Source organism: Thiovibrio sp. Mzg5 (assembly GCF_055379285.1).
This window is the reverse complement of record NZ_AP022872.1, coordinates 345,911-361,646: the sequence shown is the minus strand read 5'-3', so window position 1 is coordinate 361,646 and position 15,736 is coordinate 345,911. Positions and strand designations below refer to the sequence as shown.

Sequence of the window (15,736 nt, the reverse complement as noted above, 5' to 3'; positions counted from 1 at the left end):
CCTTGTTTATTTTTCAGGGGCATTACTGCCAAACATTTTCATGAAAAGTTCCCGCCAGGATGCCGTTGTTGCCGGGCAGGCATTCTGATCGCACCTCAGACAGGCCCATGCCGTTGGATCCTCGACAAAAGAAGGACCCTTGTTGACCCCCCACACAATCAATGTCAGAATACCAATCAGCACCAATGATCCCCAAATGTATCGCATCATGTTTCCGTTTTTTGCATCCATCCTTGTATTCCGCCCGCCTTATGCTCCATCAAGCAAGCGCCATGCCACCCGAACACAAATGGCTGCAACCCCTTTCATGACAGCATGTTGCAAGATGGAGAAAAAAAAGAAGGCTGAGAAAACAACTGGACTATAGAGAATATTCGCTAAGACGCATGGAGAATATTCTCCACCGGATGAAGAAACTAAGTAACTGTTCGGCAGCGCCGCTTCGCTGCTGCCGCAGAAGCACGGAAGAGGCCAGCGAAGTGTGCTATTGCACATGAGCTGGGTGATGACAGCTAAGCGAGTGCAGCGAGACTGCGAAGCAGATGTGGTGCTGCCGAACAGTTACTCAGATTTTGAATTTTTCCAGGCGATAGATCAGGACATGACGCGGAATCTTGAGCAGGCGGGCAGCCTCGGAGCGATTACCGTTGGCTTTGAGCATGGCCTTTTTAATCAGCCCCTGCTCGACTGCCTCCAGGGAGATCCCTTCATCTGGGATTTCCGGAAGCCCGTTTGTGGTTGTCGGCTGGGGTGCGGCAGTAAGCTGGAGTTCCTCCGCCTCGATGAGCAATCCCTTGCGCAGGATAACCGCCCGCTCGACAATATTTTGCAGCTCGCGGATATTGCCGGGCCAGGGGTGCGCCTTGAGCCTGGCCAAGGCCCCGGCGGAAAAACGCACCCCGGCGGGAGCGCCCAGCTTCAGAAGAAAATGGGCAACCAGACCCGGGATATCCTCCCGCCTTTCCCGCAGGGGCGGGAGATGCAGAAGAATTACCCCCAGCCGGTAGTAGAGATCCTCGCGAAAGGTCCCCTGGCCGATGGCTGCGTAGAGATCCCGGTTGGAAGCGGCAATCAGACGGACATCCACCGCTTCCGGCTGGTCCGCGCCGACCGGCGCCACCACCCGCTCCTGAATGGCGCGGAGCAGCTTGGCCTGCAGATCCAGCCGCAGCTCGCCGATCTCGTCGAGAAACAAGGTGCCGCCGGCCGCGGACTGAAACCTCCCCTTGCGGCTGCTCACCGCCCCGGTGAAGGCGCCTTTGACATGGCCGAAGAGTTCGCTTTCCAGAAGGTTTTCCGGGATGGCAGCACAGTTCACCGCCACCATGGGCCCTTGCGCCCTGGGGCTGTGCTGGTGGATGAGCCTGGCCAACACTTCCTTACCGGTGCCGGATTCTCCGGCAATCAGCACGGTGGCCTCGCTGTTGGCCGCCCGCCTTGCCGTGTCGAGCAACTCGGCCATGGCCGAGTTGGCGGTTTCCATGCCCTCGGTGCCCGTAAGCCGGTTGACCTCGCCGCTCAACTGCTGTTTCTGCTCGTGCAGCTCCCGCATCTCCAGGGCTTTCCGGCAGGAAAGCCGCAGAGCCTCCCGGTCAAAGGGCTTGGCCAGAAAGGTGAACGCCCCTTCCTGCATGGCCTTGACCGCCAGCTCGATGGAGCCGAAGGCCGTAATGACCAGCACCGGGGTAAAGGGCGACTCCTTTTTCACCGCCGCCAGGATTTGCAAGCCGTCCAGATCGCCAAGCTGCACATCGGTGATCACCAGATCCGGGCTGTGCTTATGAAAAAGCGCCAGCCCCTCCCGGCCCGAGGCTGCGCCAAGCACAGTAAAGCCGGCGCTACTCAGGTTGTACTCCGTAACCCGCCGCAGGCTTGCATCATCATCAATCAGAAGTATTCGGGGTTTCATCAAATCGCCTTTGCCCTTATCCTGCTTGACCAAGGCTGACACCGTTTTTGGCGGGAAGGAGAATCTCGAAACAGGCCCCGCCTCCCGGACGATCCGTGGCCCGAAGGCTGCCGCCGTAGCTCTCCACGATTTTCCTGCTGATCAGCAGACCAAGACCGGTGCCATCGCTCTTGCCGGAATAAAACGGCTCAAAGATTCGCTCCTTCTCCGCCTCCGGCACCCCCACCCCATCGTCGCAAACAGATATCCGCCAGCCGCCATCCCCAGCGTTTTCGGCCGAAAGCCAGATCCGGCCGCCAGGCCGAACCGCATCCAAGGCGTTGAGACAGAGATTCAAGAGAACCTGGGAGAACTTGGCGCCCTCCACCAGCAGATGCTGGGCCTCATCATTTGCCGGCAGGACAAGACGCACCTGTTTTTCCCGCAGCTGCCTTTCCAGCAGCGCGCCAACATGGTGAGCCACCGCTGCCAGCGGCTCCGTGGCCTCGTCCCGTTCCTGGGGCCGCCCCTTGGAGTAATGGAGGATTTCCTCCACCGTGTCGTGCAACCTACCGGTTTCCTTGAAAAGGATATCCACGAACTCCCGCTTGGGATGATCCCTGGGAAATTCATCGCGGAGGATTTCCGCCGTGCCCTTGATGGAAGCGAGGGGGTTTTTTATTTCATGGGCCAGGGAAGCGGACAGCTTGCCCAAGGCGGAGAATTTCTGCGCCGCGGCCAGCCGGGTCTCTGCCTCGATGAGCTGGGCGGTTTCCTCATGGAGCCGGACATAGGAGGCTTGCAGTTTCTCGGACAACTGCTGGTAGCGTTCGCGCAGACGGGTCTGCCGCCCGGAAATCACCCCGACCAACAGACCCGCAGCCAGATACAGGACGATCTCCATCAACTCGCTTACAGCCTGCGTCCCGTGACCAACATAGAGGAGGACATGGGGAATAAAAGCAATGGAGGAAAGCACGGCAATGCCCAGGCCACCGGCCACGCCGAACCAGAGGCCGCCCAAGACGATGGGGAAATAACTGAGCCGCCGGTAGGTGTTGTGATAGAAATGCAGATCGCCGGGGGTAAAGAGATGGAGCAGACCGATGGCTACGACAGCGAGGAGCAAGGCCGAGAAAAGGATTTTACGCATGCCGCCTCCGCCGGAGAATTCGTGACTGAGCCAGGGGCAACAAGGGGCAGAAAAAGGCTGTCGCCCTAAGACCGGTAATCCGCGTTGATCTTCACGTAATCCAAAGAAAAATCACAGGTATATATGTCCTTGCGCCCCTCGCCGACATGCAGGTCGATGGTGACCACAAACTCCGGTTTTTTCAGCACCGCAGTGGCACGGCCCTCCACCTCGGCGCCTTGGCCCAGGCCGTGCTGCACCATGAGCACGTCATCAAAGGCGATATCCACCTGGTGCTGATCAAACTGAGCGCCGGAGCGCCCCAGGGCGGCGATGATCCTGCCCCAGTTGGCATCCTCGCCAAAGAAGGCGGTCTTGACCAGATTGGAATTGGCCACGGTCCGGGCTGCCTGATCGGCTTGCGCCTCCGAGGCCGCGCCCTGAACCCGTATGGTCACCAGCTTGGTCGCGCCTTCCCCGTCCCTAATAATCATCAGGGCCAGTTCCTTGCACAGGTCTTCCAGGGCGGCGGAAAAAGCCGCGAGCGCCTCGGGCCGATCCTCGGCAATGGGCGGGTGTACCGCCAGGCCGTTGGCCATAACCAGCACCGTATCGTTGGTGCTGGTATCGCCGTCCACGGTTATAGCGTTGAAGGTTTTTGCCGCGACCTTTCGCAAGATACTCTGGAGCAGATCGTGCTCGATTTTCGCATCGGTGAGGATAAAGCCAAGCATGGTGGCCATGTTGGGCATGATCATGCCGGCGCCCTTGGCCATGCCAAGGAGCTTGACCGGCTTGCCGTCGATGAGGGCGGTGCGCACAGCGATCTTCCGCACGGTGTCGGTGGTCATGATGGCCTGGGCTACATCAGCAAGACCTTCGGCGGCAAGAATCTGAGCCACCTTGGGGATCCCCCGCTGAAAACAGGCCAGCTCCAGCTGCTGGCCGATGACACCGGTGGAGCAAACCTGCACCAACTCCGGGGCGATATTCAAGGCATCGGCCGCCATGGCCGTGGTCATCCGGGCCAGACGCATACCTTCCTCGCCGGTGCAGGCATTGGCGATGCCGGAATTGACCAAAATGGCCTGGGCCTTGCCGGTTTTGCACCGTTCCATATCCAGAAGTACCGGCGCCGCCTTGACCAGGCTGGTGGTGAACACCCCGGCCACCACGGCGGGCTTGTCGCTGACGATCAGGGCAAGATCGAGCCGATCCTTGCCCCGGATTCCGGAGTTTACCGCCGCAGCCCTAAAGCCCTGGACCAAAAAGTTTTCTGTAGCCATCTCACTTCTTCCCGTTGCTCTTGCCGCAGCACCGTTTGTATTTCTGCCCGCTGCCGCAAGGGCAGTCGGCGTTACGCCCTACCTTGTCTCCCTCGCGGGAAAAAGGCTTATGCTCGTCCTCCCCCTCGGCGCCACGACTCAACTCCATGGGCTGCCGCTTCTCCCGCTGTTCGCGCTCCAACTCGGCCACCTCCTCGTCCCGCACCAATTGGAGGCGGAACAGGGTACTGACGGTCTGGGTCTTCATGGTGCCGATCATCTCGCCGAACATGTTGAACCCTTCCTTCTTGTACTCATCCAGGGGATTCTTCTGCCCATAACCCCGGAGGCTGATACCTTCCTTGAGGTGATCCATGTTGAGCAAGTGCTCTTTCCAGTGATGGTCCACGATCTGCAGCAGGACAATCCGTTCCAGATGACGCATATTGGCAGCGCCAACCTCCTGCTCCCGCTGGGCATAGCGCTCATTCAGCGCGGTGAGGATCAGGTCGGTAAAGGCCCCAAGATCGAGATCCTTTTTCTCCGCCTCGCTCCACTCCCCGGAAAACCCGAACAGGGCAAACATCCTTTCGGAAACCCCTGCCCAATCCCACTCTTCCGAGGCGATCCTCGTCTCAGCAAATTCTTGCGCCACCATCCCGGCCATTTCCGGAAACATATCGGTCACGACCTCATGAACATCATCCGAGCCCAACACCTCGCGGCGCTGCCGGTAGATCACTTCGCGCTGCTTGTTCATCACATCGTCGTACTCAAGCAGGTGTTTGCGGATATCGAAGTTATGCCCCTCCACCTTGCGCTGGGCGTTTTCGATGGCCCGGCTGATCATGGTGTGCTCGATGGGCTCGTCCTCTTCCATGCCCAGCTTGTCCATGATGCCGGAGATGCGGTCGGAGCCGAAGATCCGCAGCAGATCGTCTTCCAGGGAGAGATAAAAACGGGAGGAGCCGGGATCGCCCTGGCGACCGGACCGACCACGGAGCTGGTTGTCGATCCGCCGGCTCTCATGGCGGCTGGTGCCCAGAATGTGCAGACCGCCCAGCTCAACCACCCCTTCGCCCAGCTTGATGTCGGTGCCACGGCCCGCCATGTTGGTGGCGATGGTCACCTTGCCCTTCTGTCCGGCATCGGCGACAATCTCGGCCTCTTTCTCATGCTGCTTGGCATTGAGCACCGCGTGGGGCACTCCTTCTTTTTTCAGCATGGCCGAAATCTTCTCGGAAACATCGATGCTGATGGTGCCCACCAGCACGGGCTGGCCTTTTTTGTGCAGCTCCTGGATCTCCCGGATAATGGCGCGATCCTTGGCCTTGGCGTTTTTATAGATCACATCGGCATAATCCTTACGGATCATGTTGTTGTGGGTGGGAATGACCACCACGTCGAGGTTGTAGATCTTCTTGAACTCCGCCGCCTCGGTATCCGCAGTGCCGGTCATGCCGCCGAGCTTTTCATACATCCGAAAGTAATTCTGGAAGGTGATGGAGGCCAGGGTTTGATTCTCCCGCTCCACCTTAACCCGCTCCTTGGCCTCCAGGGCCTGGTGCAGGCCATCGCTGAAACGGCGCCCCTCCATGGCCCGGCCCGTGAACTCGTCCACGATCACCACCTGACCGTTGCGCACCAGATAATCCACATCCCGCTTGAAGAGCACATTGGCCTTCAAGGCCTGGTTCAGGTGATGCAGCCACTCGATATTCCGGGGGTCGTAGAGGTTGTCCACCCCGACGAGCTTTTCGCCCAGGGCCACCCCCTCCTCGGTGAGCGAAACCGACCGCGCCTTTTCATCCAGAGTGTAATGCTCATCGACCTTGAAGTTGGGGATGATCCGATCCGCCCGCTCATAGAGTTCGGTGGACATCTCGGCAGGCCCGGAGATGATCAGGGGGGTTCGGGCCTCATCGATCAGGATGGAGTCCACCTCGTCGACAATGGCATAGTGGAAATCGCGCTGACAGAACTCGGCAACGTCGAATTTCATGTTGTCGCGCAGATAATCAAAACCGAACTCGTTGTTGGTTCCGTAGGTAATATCGCTGGCGTAGGCCTCCCGGCGGGCCGCGTCGTCCATGTCATGCAGGATGGAGCCGACGGAAAGACCGAGAAACCGGTAGAGCTTGCCCATCCATTCCGCATCGCGCCGGGCCAGGTAATCGTTGACCGTAACCACGTGCACACCGCGACCGGTGAGGGCGTTGAGATAGACGGCCAGCGTGGCGGCCAGGGTCTTTCCCTCGCCGGTTTTCATCTCGGCGATCTTGCCCTGATGGAGAATGATGCCGCCGATGAGCTGCACGTCGAAATGGCGCATTTCCAGAACCCGCTTGCCTGCCTCCCGACAGACGGCAAAGGCCTCGGGCAACAGACTGTCCAGGGTTGCTCCGGCAGCGAGCCGCTCCTTAAAGATCCCGGTCTTGGCCACCAACGAAGCGTCATCGAGCTTCTGAATCTCGGGCTCCAACTGGTTGATCGCCTCCACCAGCGGTTGGATGGACTTGAGAACCCGTTCGTTCTTGCTGCCAAAAATCTTTTTCAAAACAGAACCGACCATATTTCCACTCCAGGAGGTCAACGCCGCCGGCATGCCGCAAGGCACACCCCGGCGCGATCATCATTGTTTTAGGAGCCGTTACGAAACAATCTTTGCCTTCTTGGCCCCGGTTCGTTACGGCTCATTATGCCGTTTTGGCGTATCCCGTTGCCGGTACTATTGTGTCGCCACGGCGTTTTTTTCCCAGACCAAGGCTTCTTCGTTGCAATCCGGGAATTTAGGACATTGAATACAATCACTCCACACCTTGTGGGGGAGCTCGTTCTTATCGATGGGCCTGAACCCGAGCCGCTGAAAAAAAACGGGCTGATAGGTCAGGGTAAAGACCCTGGTAATACCGAAACGATCGGCCTCGGCCAAACAAGCCTCGACCAACTGTCGGCCAAGCCCCTGGCCCTGAGCTTCTTCCACCACCGCCAGGGAACGGATCTCCGCCAGGTTTTCCCAGCAGACATGCAGGGCGCAGATTCCAAGAATCGGTCCGGCTGCGGAATCATCCGCCCCGTCCTTGACAAAAACCTTAAAATCCCGCAGCTGATCATAGAGGGAACTCAAGGAACGGCCAAGGAGCTGACCCTTGTTGGCAAAATGCTGCAACAGGGCATACATCACCTTCACATCGTCCATTCTGGCATCACGAATCATGAACAGTCTCACCAAAAAAGGAAAGCGGCCAAAGGTCCGCAAAAACAATCAACAGGTACAGCACAATAACCGTTGTAATCGCGTTTTTTTTTGCGATTTCAACAATCATGGCGGTCTCTCACATTTTTCGGCCCGCTCGACCGGACGGAACCTGTTCGTTCTACCATAACTGCCTGCAAAGAAAAAGATTTAGGGCCGGTTACGAAAAAAACCCTGCTACTGGGCCTGGAGCCGGGAAGCAGGCAAAAGAGCGATATAGGCTTTGACCTTTTCCTCTTTTTCCAGCTTGGCGATGAGCTGATTGGCCTCGGCCAGCTTATCAAACTTGCCCACATAGACCCGGATAAACGGGTCGTCCTTGTCCTCTGGCTGCACGGAAAAAGCATCATAACCCCGGCCACGCCACTGGGCCACCTCCTGCTGCGCCCGCTCCTGATCCTTAACCGCGGAAACCTGCAGGGCAAAAACAGAAGGCTCGGCCTCGGCCCATTCCGTTTCGGCCTCGGCAGCCGGGGCGGATGCCGGCTGCTCTCCCACATCCGCCGTCATATTTTTCTTTTGCTCCGGCGAGGAGGCGCTGGGCTCAACAGCGGCAGGCTTTCCCGGCTGCAACACCCCGGCAAGTTTTGCCAGCGAAGATTTTTCCTCGCCCGGGTTCGGCTGGAGGATAGTCTGCCCCGCCCAGATGCCGATAATGAACATCCAGAAAAAGAGGCAGCCGGTGACCACGGTCAGGGTGAACATCCCCAACAACCCCAGCTCAAAACGGACAACAAATCCAAATCTGGCTTTCTGCTTCGGTGCGCTCATAAGCGGATCATCCGTTGCCAGGCAACACCGGGCAACGCCTCCTCATGCTGATCTTTAGGTAAACGGTCACATCGTTAACAGGACATGCCCCAGGCCCTACATGGATTCCGGAGCGCTCACCCCAATCAGGGCAAGACCATTGCGCAAAACAACCCTTATGCCCATGGCCAGCCAGAGCCGGGCCCGGCTCAATTCCTCATCCTCGGAAACGATCCGGTGCTTATTGTAGTAGCTATGGAACTGTGCGGCAACATCCTGGAGATAAAAAACCAACCGATGCGGGGCGAGATCAAGGGCCGCGCCCTCCACCAGGGCGGGAAATCCGGCCATGGCCTTGAGCAGCTGGGTCTCGTCATCCTCGGTGAGTCTACCGAGCGGCGCCTCCGCCAAGCTCCCCAGGGTGATGCCCTTGACCTCGGCCTGCCTGCGGATGCTGTGCAACCGGGCATGGGCGTACTGGACATAGTAGACCGGGTTTTCCTGGCTGGTCTTGGTGGCCAGATCCAGATCAAACTCCAGCTGGCTGTCCGCCTTGCGCATGAGGAAAAAGAAGCGAGCCACGTCCGGGCCAACCTCATCGAGCAACTCGTCCACCGTCACGAAATTGGCCTTGCGGGTGGACATCTTCACCTGCTGCCCATCGCGCAACAGGGTGACGAACTGGTGCAAGACCACAGTCACCTTGGTCGGGTCATAGCCCAACGCCTTGACCCCGGCCAGCACATCCGGCACCGTGGCGATATGGTCGGAGCCGAAAATGTCGACCATCCAGTCGAAGCCGCGCCGGAATTTCTCCCGGTGGTAGGCCATGTCCGGCAGCCGGTAGGTGGGCTCGCCGGTGGACTTGATGATCACCCGGTCCTGGGGCAGGCCACACTCGGTGCCCTTGAACCACACCGCTCCGTCCTGGTCGTAGGCCAGCCCCTTTTCCCGCAGGGAGGCAACCACATCATCGACCAGGCCGTTTTCATAGAGGGAATGTTCGTTGTAGTAGTTGTCAAAAACAATGCCCAGCCGGTGCAGGGTCCCGTTGATGTCGGCAAAGATGACCTGCTCGGCCTTGTTCTTAAACACCGTGACTTCGGGCTCGTCCTTGAGGGAGTCGCCGTGCTCCTCGATGAGCGCTTGGGCGATATCCCGGATGTACTGGCCCTGATAGCCGTCTTCCGGAAAGGTGAAGGGCAACCCCAGCGCTTCCAGATACCGGGCCCGGGTGGATTCGCCCAGCACCCGCATCTGCCGGCCGGCATCGTTGTAATAGTACTCCCGGGTGACCTGATGGCCGGTGGCGGAAAGCAGGCTGGCGATGGCGTCGCCTAAAACCGCCTGCCGTCCGTGCCCGACGCTCAAAGGGCCGGTGGGGTTGGCGCTGACAAACTCGACCAGCACCTTCTTGTCCTGCCCGATCTTGCTGAGGCCAAAGGCTGCGTCCTGGCCGCAGACCTCGGGCAGCACGGATTGCCAGACGGACCTATTGATGTAGCAATTGACAAAGCCCGGCCCGGCGATCTCCACCCTCTCCAGCAGATCGGTATGGGGGACAAGCATCTCCAGCAGCTGCGCGGCAACGGCCCGGGGATTTTTCTGGTCCTTGCCTGCCACCACCATGGCCAGATTGGTGGCCAGATCGCCCTGGCCCGCATGCTTGGGTTCGTCCAGGGAATAAGCCCCCGCCGCGGCAACGGACCAAAATCCGGCCTCGACTCCCTGGGTGAAGCAGTGGTCTATCAATGTCTTCAGGCGTGTTTTGATCATCGCGTTTCTAATCCAGAAAATATTTTTTTAGCAAACCGGCTGTATTACGGACTCTTCACTGTCACAATACACCTGCCGGTTGCAGGAGCCGAAAAGACAAAGAATCTCATAGTTGATGGTGTCGGACCAGCGGGCGATCTCCTCGGCCCTGATCTCCCCCGCCCCTTGACACCCAAGCAGCACCGCTTCATCTCCGGCCTTGACCCCGGGGATCTCGGTCACATCGGCCATGCAGGCATTCATGCAGATCATACCACGGACCGAAGCCCGCTGCCCGGCAAGGAGCACCTCGGCCTTGCCAGCCATACGCCGCAGATAGCCGTCATCGTAGCCCACCGGCAGAACCGCCAGCCTGGTGGGGTGCTTGGTCACATATCGGTGGCCATAGCTGATCCCCTGCCCTGCGGGAACCTCCTTGACCTGCAGCACCGTGGTGCTAAAACGCATGACCGGCCGCAAGTCCAGAGCGGAAGCCCGGTGCAGCCAATCCGCCGGATAACAGCCATACAGCGAAATCCCCGGGCGCACCAGATCGCAGCGCATCTGGGGATAACGCAACAGGGTGGCTGAATTGGCGATATGGCTGATCCGCCCCTCGCCTGTGTCCTGCACCCGGGTCAACAGCTCCTGGAACCGGGCAAACTGCTCTTCCGTAGCAGCGTCGCCTTCCACATCGGCCTTGGGGAAATGGCTGGCGATCCCGGCGAGATAGAGACTGGGAAACCGGTGCAAGGCGGCAAGAAACGGCTCAAGTTCGTGGGGCAAAAGGCCGAGGCGCCCCATGCCGACATCGACCTTGAGCTGCACCCCTTTCCGGCAACCACTCTTTGCCGCCTGCGCGGCAAGAGCCTCCAGGGTTTCCAGGGTATAGACCACCGGGGTGAGATCATGGGCCACCGCCTCCGCCGCCCCCTGTTGGTCTACGCCGAGCATGACCACGATCTGTCCGGTTATGCCGGCCTGACGCAGCAGCACGCCCTCTTCGACCTCGGCCACGCCGAAGGATTTGGCTCCTGCCTCGGCAAAGGCCTGGGCCGCCGGGACAAGGCCATGCCCATAGGCATCGGCCTTGACCACTGCCAAAATATCCACTGCCGGGCCGATCAGTTGTCGCACCTGCCGAAAATTATGGCGCAGGGCGGCACGATCAATCTCCACTCTATTCCAGGAAGGTGTTCCCATACCAGACAACCCGTTCTTTCAGGGGAAACGTTTACATTTTGAGGTGGAAGACGCTGTTTTGTTCGTTTTGGATGAACGGCTATCTGCCAGCCTTCCGCGCGCTCCACTCCTGCCAGATGAGCCTGCTCGACAACAGCAGCGCCCAGCCGACAGCAACATATATAACACCGACCACCAAGGGAGGCACGGAGGAATTGCGCAGCAGACGACCACCGAGCATCATGCAGACGACCATCGCCCACATCCCCCAGGAGTAGACGCCGCCAAGACACATGCCATCCGGGCGCGCGACAATCCGGGCGATATTCTTCCGGGCCGCTCGCTCGATAACTAAAAACGCTTTCAGGGTGCCAAGCCCGAGTCCCAGCACCAGAAACAACCAGGACGGAGCCGGGGGCAGGAGATAGCCCCGCACCATCAGGTACAGGCCGACGAAGCTCCACATCAGGGCGGCAACCAAGAGATTGGTGCTGACACTCGCCCCCGGCTTCAACCGCGTCAACCAGCTCATCCTTTCCCCCTTAGAGTCTGCCACACCATACAGAACCCCGCCGTCCGTCGCCCGCAAATAAATAGGCCTATCCCCAATCGTGGGAATAGGCCTACACACTTCAGCAAATGCGCTACAAATTTTACATTACACCTCGGTGACGGTGATTGCACCCTCGGGGCAAACCTCTACACAGGTCTCACAGCCAAGGCATTCGTCGGCATTCACTGCTTCGGCCTTGCCGTCAACCATTTCATACACCTGCGCGGGGCAAGCGTTTACGCACTCTGCATCACCGGCACATTTGTCCTTATCAATGTCAATCTGCCACATAGTACTTCCTCCATATAAGGTTTAAAAAATTGATAAACAAGATCGCACTGCCACAATACGGGGCAGAATATCGAGCCCATTGCTTCCGGAAAAAGAGATAAATTTCCCTTTCCCTCTAATGCACAGGCATTTTTTTGTCAATAAAAAAGAAGCCCCGTCACAATCAGGGACCGCACGAGGGAAAAAGACAATTGAGGTTGACCAGCTTGCTCCGATCTTTTAGGATACCAGCCGTTGTTTTTTGCAGGCGTTTTACCTGTATGATTCTCAAACTGTCCCCAAAAGGCCCATTGTTATGAGCAGCAAACCAAAAAGCAAAAAAAAGACCACGCCAAGCCCGGAACTCAAAGCGCAAAAAAATGAAGAGGCCATGATTGCCGGCATCCTGGAAGGAAGTCCCGACGGGATCGGCGTGGCGGTTATCCGGCTGGAATGCGGCTGCCGGAAGATGGCGGCGGTTGACTGCAAGGGAGAACCAGCCAGCAAGGTAATCATCTACCGGGATGATGCCGAGAGCATCTGCGAGGCGTGCAAAAAAGACAACGGCGCCTTTGCCAGGGTGGTGACCCAGTTCATCCACTGGCAGGAACCCATGCCTGACGGCGCCACCCGTATGAAGATCGAAGCCAAGGTTCTCGGCAGTTACACCAGTCACTGAGTCGGGGCTCTTGCCGCTGACCGGCTGAAGATCGCCACGCCCCCCCAGCCCCACGGTGGCTGGCACAGGTTATTTGCTGCAGACTCCGAGATATTTCCCCTTGGTCTTCACCACCTGTTTCATGGCTTGCCCCTGGCCCTGGGCTGTCATGGTCATTGCGCTGTCCATGACCTCGCCGGTGTAGGTGGCGACCCCGTCCCCGGTCATTTTCATCTCTTTGTCCGTGCAGACGGTGCTCCAGTTGATCGTGTTGCCCTTGCGCTCCATTTTGGTTGTTTTGCACTTGTTGTCTGTTTTCTGGTCAGAGGCAGGGACCAGATCATCCTTGGTGATACATTTCACCATTGTCGAGCGCATGGTATTCCCCCGGGTGGAAAGCGATATTCCCGGCGGCAGCGTCACTCCCGGAGGCAGGGCGGGCATCTGCGGCATTCCTTCCATCTGCATCTCGGAAGTGAACTCCCATTTGCCTTCGCGGATACTCTCCGCAGCGCCTGCCGCCCCCGCCAGGACCAAAACCGCCGCCACTCCCAAAACAACCGCCCGCATTCCCTGTTGCATCTGCACCCCTCCTTTTTTTACAAAAATTTCACCGGCGACTGGACATCTCCAGCATGACCGTGATCAACGTGCGGTCAACACAGGGCACCGGCCTCAGCCCTGCCCTGCCCGATATCCCCGCGCCCTGGCCACCAGGGCCGGAGCCCAGGAGGTTGTGCCCAGGGCATGAATATGGGTGTACAGCGCCAGCACGTTCTTGAACACCAGACCATCGCGGCCCCCAACAAACCCCACCCCGCGCTCCATCCGCAGGGCAAGCTGACCAGTCTCGCCGCCCCACTCCTCCACCCGGCTGTAGCGAAATTCGTGCCCCTTGATCTCGGTCCCTTCGGGATAATAGGGATTTCGCCCCTCGACCTTGAGTACGGTATAGCCGTGGGCCTGGGGCTTTTTCTGCAGGCCGAACCGCACCGGAAAAAGGCCCACCAGGGGGAAGACCTCGTCACCCAGCACCATGCTTTCGCCAAGATAGATCAAGCCGCCACACTCCGCGTAAATGGGCAACCCTGCTTCGGCTGCTTTTTTCAGGGAAGCCCGAAAGGAGGTATTGGCGGAAAGCGCACCGGCGCTGGTTTCCGGAAACCCCCCCCCGATATAGAGGCCATCGAGCTCCGGCAACTCCGTGGCGGTCAGGGCATTGATCTCCACCAGTTGGGCACCGCACCAGACCAGGGCTTCCAGGTTTTCCGCATAGTAAAACTGAAAGGCCGCATCCTTGAGGATGCCGATCCGCACCGGCTCGTCTGTCTCTTGCCGCTCCGGGCGCGGCACTTCCGCTTCGCCGGCGCAGGGGGCCATCATCTTTTCTATCCCGGCAAGATCCAGATAGCGCGCCGCCTTTCCGGCCAAGCCCTGCACCGCTGCCTCGGCTCCCGCATGCTCCGGGCAGGGGGTAATCCCGAGATGCCGCTGGGGAAAGGCATCCTCCTTGGAGCGGGGCATGGCCCCCAGGACCGGAATACCGGTATACTGCTCCACCGCCTGCCGGACTAGGGCCTCATGCCGGGCTGTGCCCACCCGGTTTAAAATCACCCCGCCGATTTTCACCTCCGGATCAAAGCGCTGGCAGCCCAACACCAGGGCCGCCACGGTACGGGTGGTCTTGGTGCAGTCAACCACCAGCAGCACCGGCAGACCCAAGGTCTTGGCAAGCTCGGCCGTGCTGAAGGTTCCCTGGGCATCAACCCCGTCATAGAGGCCGCGATTGCCCTCAATGATGACCAGCTCCCGCCCATGCACATGGGTGCGGAAAGAATGGCCGAGCGCTTCCGGGGTCATGAGGTAGGGATCGAGATTGTAGCAGGGATAGCCGGCAGCCAGGGCCAGCCAGCCGGCGTCAATGTAGTCCGGCCCCTTTTTGAAAGGCACGACCCGCCGCCCCTGTCCGGCAAAGGCGGCGGCCAGGCCGACGGCGATCACGCTTTTCCCAGAGCCGCCCCCCAATCCGGCCACCACCAACCCTTTTGCTGAATATCCTTGTTCTGCGACCAAGCCCTTCCCTCCCGTAGTCATCATCTCCAGTAAATCCACAATATGATCATCCCGCGCACAGGAAACCATCTGGTCTCTCCGCTGTCAAGCGGTTGCGGCCACCAGCCTGCGGCAAGAGGTGAGCCCGGCAAAGATTTTGACGAAGTTTTCGCCATATGGTACCTTGGCCACCTTGCACACCGCAACGGCCGTGCTTATATATATCCCACTTTGGCTGTTTGCCGGTGCTTGCCGCGCCAGGCCTTATTTCTGAAACGCCATCTGCTTTTCTCGCGAGATTACAAAGCGGATTTATGATTTTCAACCATTTTGAAGATGAGGACTCCCCATGTCTGCCCAACCGGAAGACCTGAACAAGATCATTCAAGAGCTGGAACAAAAATGCATTGAACTCCCGGACAATATCGTGGCCCACCACCATCTGGCCCTGGTCTACCGCAAGGCCGGCAGAACCGCCGATGCCATGCGCTCCCTGGAAAGATGCCTGGAGATCGACCCCCAGGCCGTGGAGGCCCTGATCAACATCGGGGCCATGCATTTTGAGCAGGGCGAGCTGGACAAGGCACTGGCCGCAAACCAGGCAGCGGTGCAGGTCAATCCGGCCCTGGCCCAGCCCCACAACAACATCGGTCTCATCTGGCAACAGAAAGGCGAGACCGACAAGGCCATCGCGGCCTACACCATGGCCACGATGAACGATCCGAAGATGCACATGGCCTGGATCAATCTGGCCTCGGCCCAGGTCATGGCCGGCAATTTCGATCTTGCGGTCAAGGCCGCCAAGGAAGCGGTAAAGCTTGAACCGGACATCCCCATGGCCCACAACAATCTCGCGGTAGCCCTCTATTACAACAATGATTTCCAGGCGGCCAAAAAGTCGCTGGCCAAGGCGAAGGAGCTCGGCTATGCGGTTGACCAGCGCCTTGTTGAGGCCATCGAGAACGAGCTGTAATC

At 58.9% G+C, this 15,736-nt stretch carries 15 protein-coding genes; 2 read left to right on the top strand and 13 right to left on the bottom strand.

Going from position 1 to position 15,736, the window contains the following annotated elements:
• Positions 1-6 precede the first annotated feature (6 nt).
• The 11 genes from ACZ46D_RS01680 to ACZ46D_RS01630 form a co-directional block, all read right to left on the bottom strand.
• Positions 7-231 (bottom strand): hypothetical protein, encoded by a 225-nt coding sequence (locus tag ACZ46D_RS01680; protein WP_464928306.1) that lies wholly within the window; start codon positions 229-231, stop codon positions 7-9.
• A 334-nt stretch (positions 232-565) separates the two neighbouring features.
• The gene (locus tag ACZ46D_RS01675) at positions 566-1,909 is read right to left on the bottom strand and encodes a sigma-54-dependent transcriptional regulator (RefSeq protein ID WP_464928305.1); all 1,344 of its coding nucleotides are present in this window, start codon (positions 1,907-1,909) and stop codon (positions 566-568) included.
• 16 nt (positions 1,910-1,925) lie between these two features.
• Positions 1,926-3,041, bottom strand: coding sequence for a sensor histidine kinase (locus ACZ46D_RS01670; protein ID WP_464928304.1), 1,116 nt, complete (start codon positions 3,039-3,041; stop codon positions 1,926-1,928).
• Between the two features lie 65 nt (positions 3,042-3,106).
• Positions 3,107-4,306: a bifunctional glutamate N-acetyltransferase/amino-acid acetyltransferase ArgJ gene (gene argJ, locus ACZ46D_RS01665; protein ID WP_464928303.1), complete on the bottom strand. Its 1,200-nt coding sequence runs from the start codon at positions 4,304-4,306 to the stop codon at positions 3,107-3,109.
• 1 nt (position 4,307) lies between these two features.
• On the bottom strand, positions 4,308-6,857 hold the full coding sequence (gene secA, locus ACZ46D_RS01660) for a preprotein translocase subunit SecA (protein WP_464928302.1): 2,550 nt from the start codon (positions 6,855-6,857) through the stop codon (positions 4,308-4,310).
• Between the two features lie 156 nt (positions 6,858-7,013).
• Positions 7,014-7,502 carry an N-acetyltransferase gene (locus ACZ46D_RS01655; protein ID WP_464928301.1) on the bottom strand — a complete coding sequence of 163 codons (489 nt, stop codon included), beginning with the start codon at positions 7,500-7,502 and terminating at the stop codon, positions 7,014-7,016.
• A 216-nt stretch (positions 7,503-7,718) separates the two neighbouring features.
• The gene (locus tag ACZ46D_RS01650) at positions 7,719-8,312 is read right to left on the bottom strand and encodes an SPOR domain-containing protein (RefSeq protein WP_464928300.1); all 594 of its coding nucleotides are present in this window, start codon (positions 8,310-8,312) and stop codon (positions 7,719-7,721) included.
• A gap of 96 nt (positions 8,313-8,408) precedes the next feature.
• Positions 8,409-10,067, bottom strand: a complete 1,659-nt coding sequence (gene argS / locus ACZ46D_RS01645) for an arginine--tRNA ligase (RefSeq protein ID WP_464928299.1) — start codon at positions 10,065-10,067, stop codon at positions 8,409-8,411.
• 27 nt (positions 10,068-10,094) lie between these two features.
• Entirely contained in the window at positions 10,095-11,225 is a 1,131-nt protein-coding gene (alr, locus tag ACZ46D_RS01640; protein ID WP_464928298.1) for an alanine racemase, read from the bottom strand.
• A 103-nt stretch (positions 11,226-11,328) separates the two neighbouring features.
• Positions 11,329-11,760, bottom strand: a complete 432-nt coding sequence (locus tag ACZ46D_RS01635; RefSeq protein ID WP_464928297.1) for a hypothetical protein — start codon at positions 11,758-11,760, stop codon at positions 11,329-11,331.
• Between the two features lie 126 nt (positions 11,761-11,886).
• Positions 11,887-12,072 (bottom strand): ATP-binding protein, encoded by a 186-nt coding sequence (locus ACZ46D_RS01630; protein ID WP_307631742.1) that lies wholly within the window; start codon positions 12,070-12,072, stop codon positions 11,887-11,889.
• Positions 12,073-12,367: 295 nt separating this feature from the next.
• On the opposite strand from ACZ46D_RS01630, the gene ACZ46D_RS01625 reads away from it, so the two are divergent.
• On the top strand, positions 12,368-12,730 hold the full coding sequence (locus ACZ46D_RS01625) for a hypothetical protein (RefSeq protein ID WP_464928296.1): 363 nt from the start codon (positions 12,368-12,370) through the stop codon (positions 12,728-12,730).
• Positions 12,731-12,799: 69 nt separating this feature from the next.
• Here the strand turns inward: ACZ46D_RS01625 and ACZ46D_RS01620 are convergent, their stop codons facing one another.
• Positions 12,800-13,291 (bottom strand): DUF3617 domain-containing protein, encoded by a 492-nt coding sequence (locus ACZ46D_RS01620; protein ID WP_464928295.1) that lies wholly within the window; start codon positions 13,289-13,291, stop codon positions 12,800-12,802.
• 93 nt (positions 13,292-13,384) lie between these two features.
• A complete protein-coding gene (locus ACZ46D_RS01615; RefSeq protein ID WP_464928294.1) occupies positions 13,385-14,851 on the bottom strand; it encodes a cobyrinate a,c-diamide synthase in 1,467 nt (488 codons plus the stop codon).
• A gap of 259 nt (positions 14,852-15,110) precedes the next feature.
• Between ACZ46D_RS01615 and ACZ46D_RS01610 the strand changes: the two genes are divergently transcribed.
• The gene (locus tag ACZ46D_RS01610) at positions 15,111-15,734 is read left to right on the top strand and encodes a tetratricopeptide repeat protein (RefSeq protein ID WP_464928293.1); all 624 of its coding nucleotides are present in this window, start codon (positions 15,111-15,113) and stop codon (positions 15,732-15,734) included.
• Positions 15,735-15,736 lie beyond the last annotated feature (2 nt).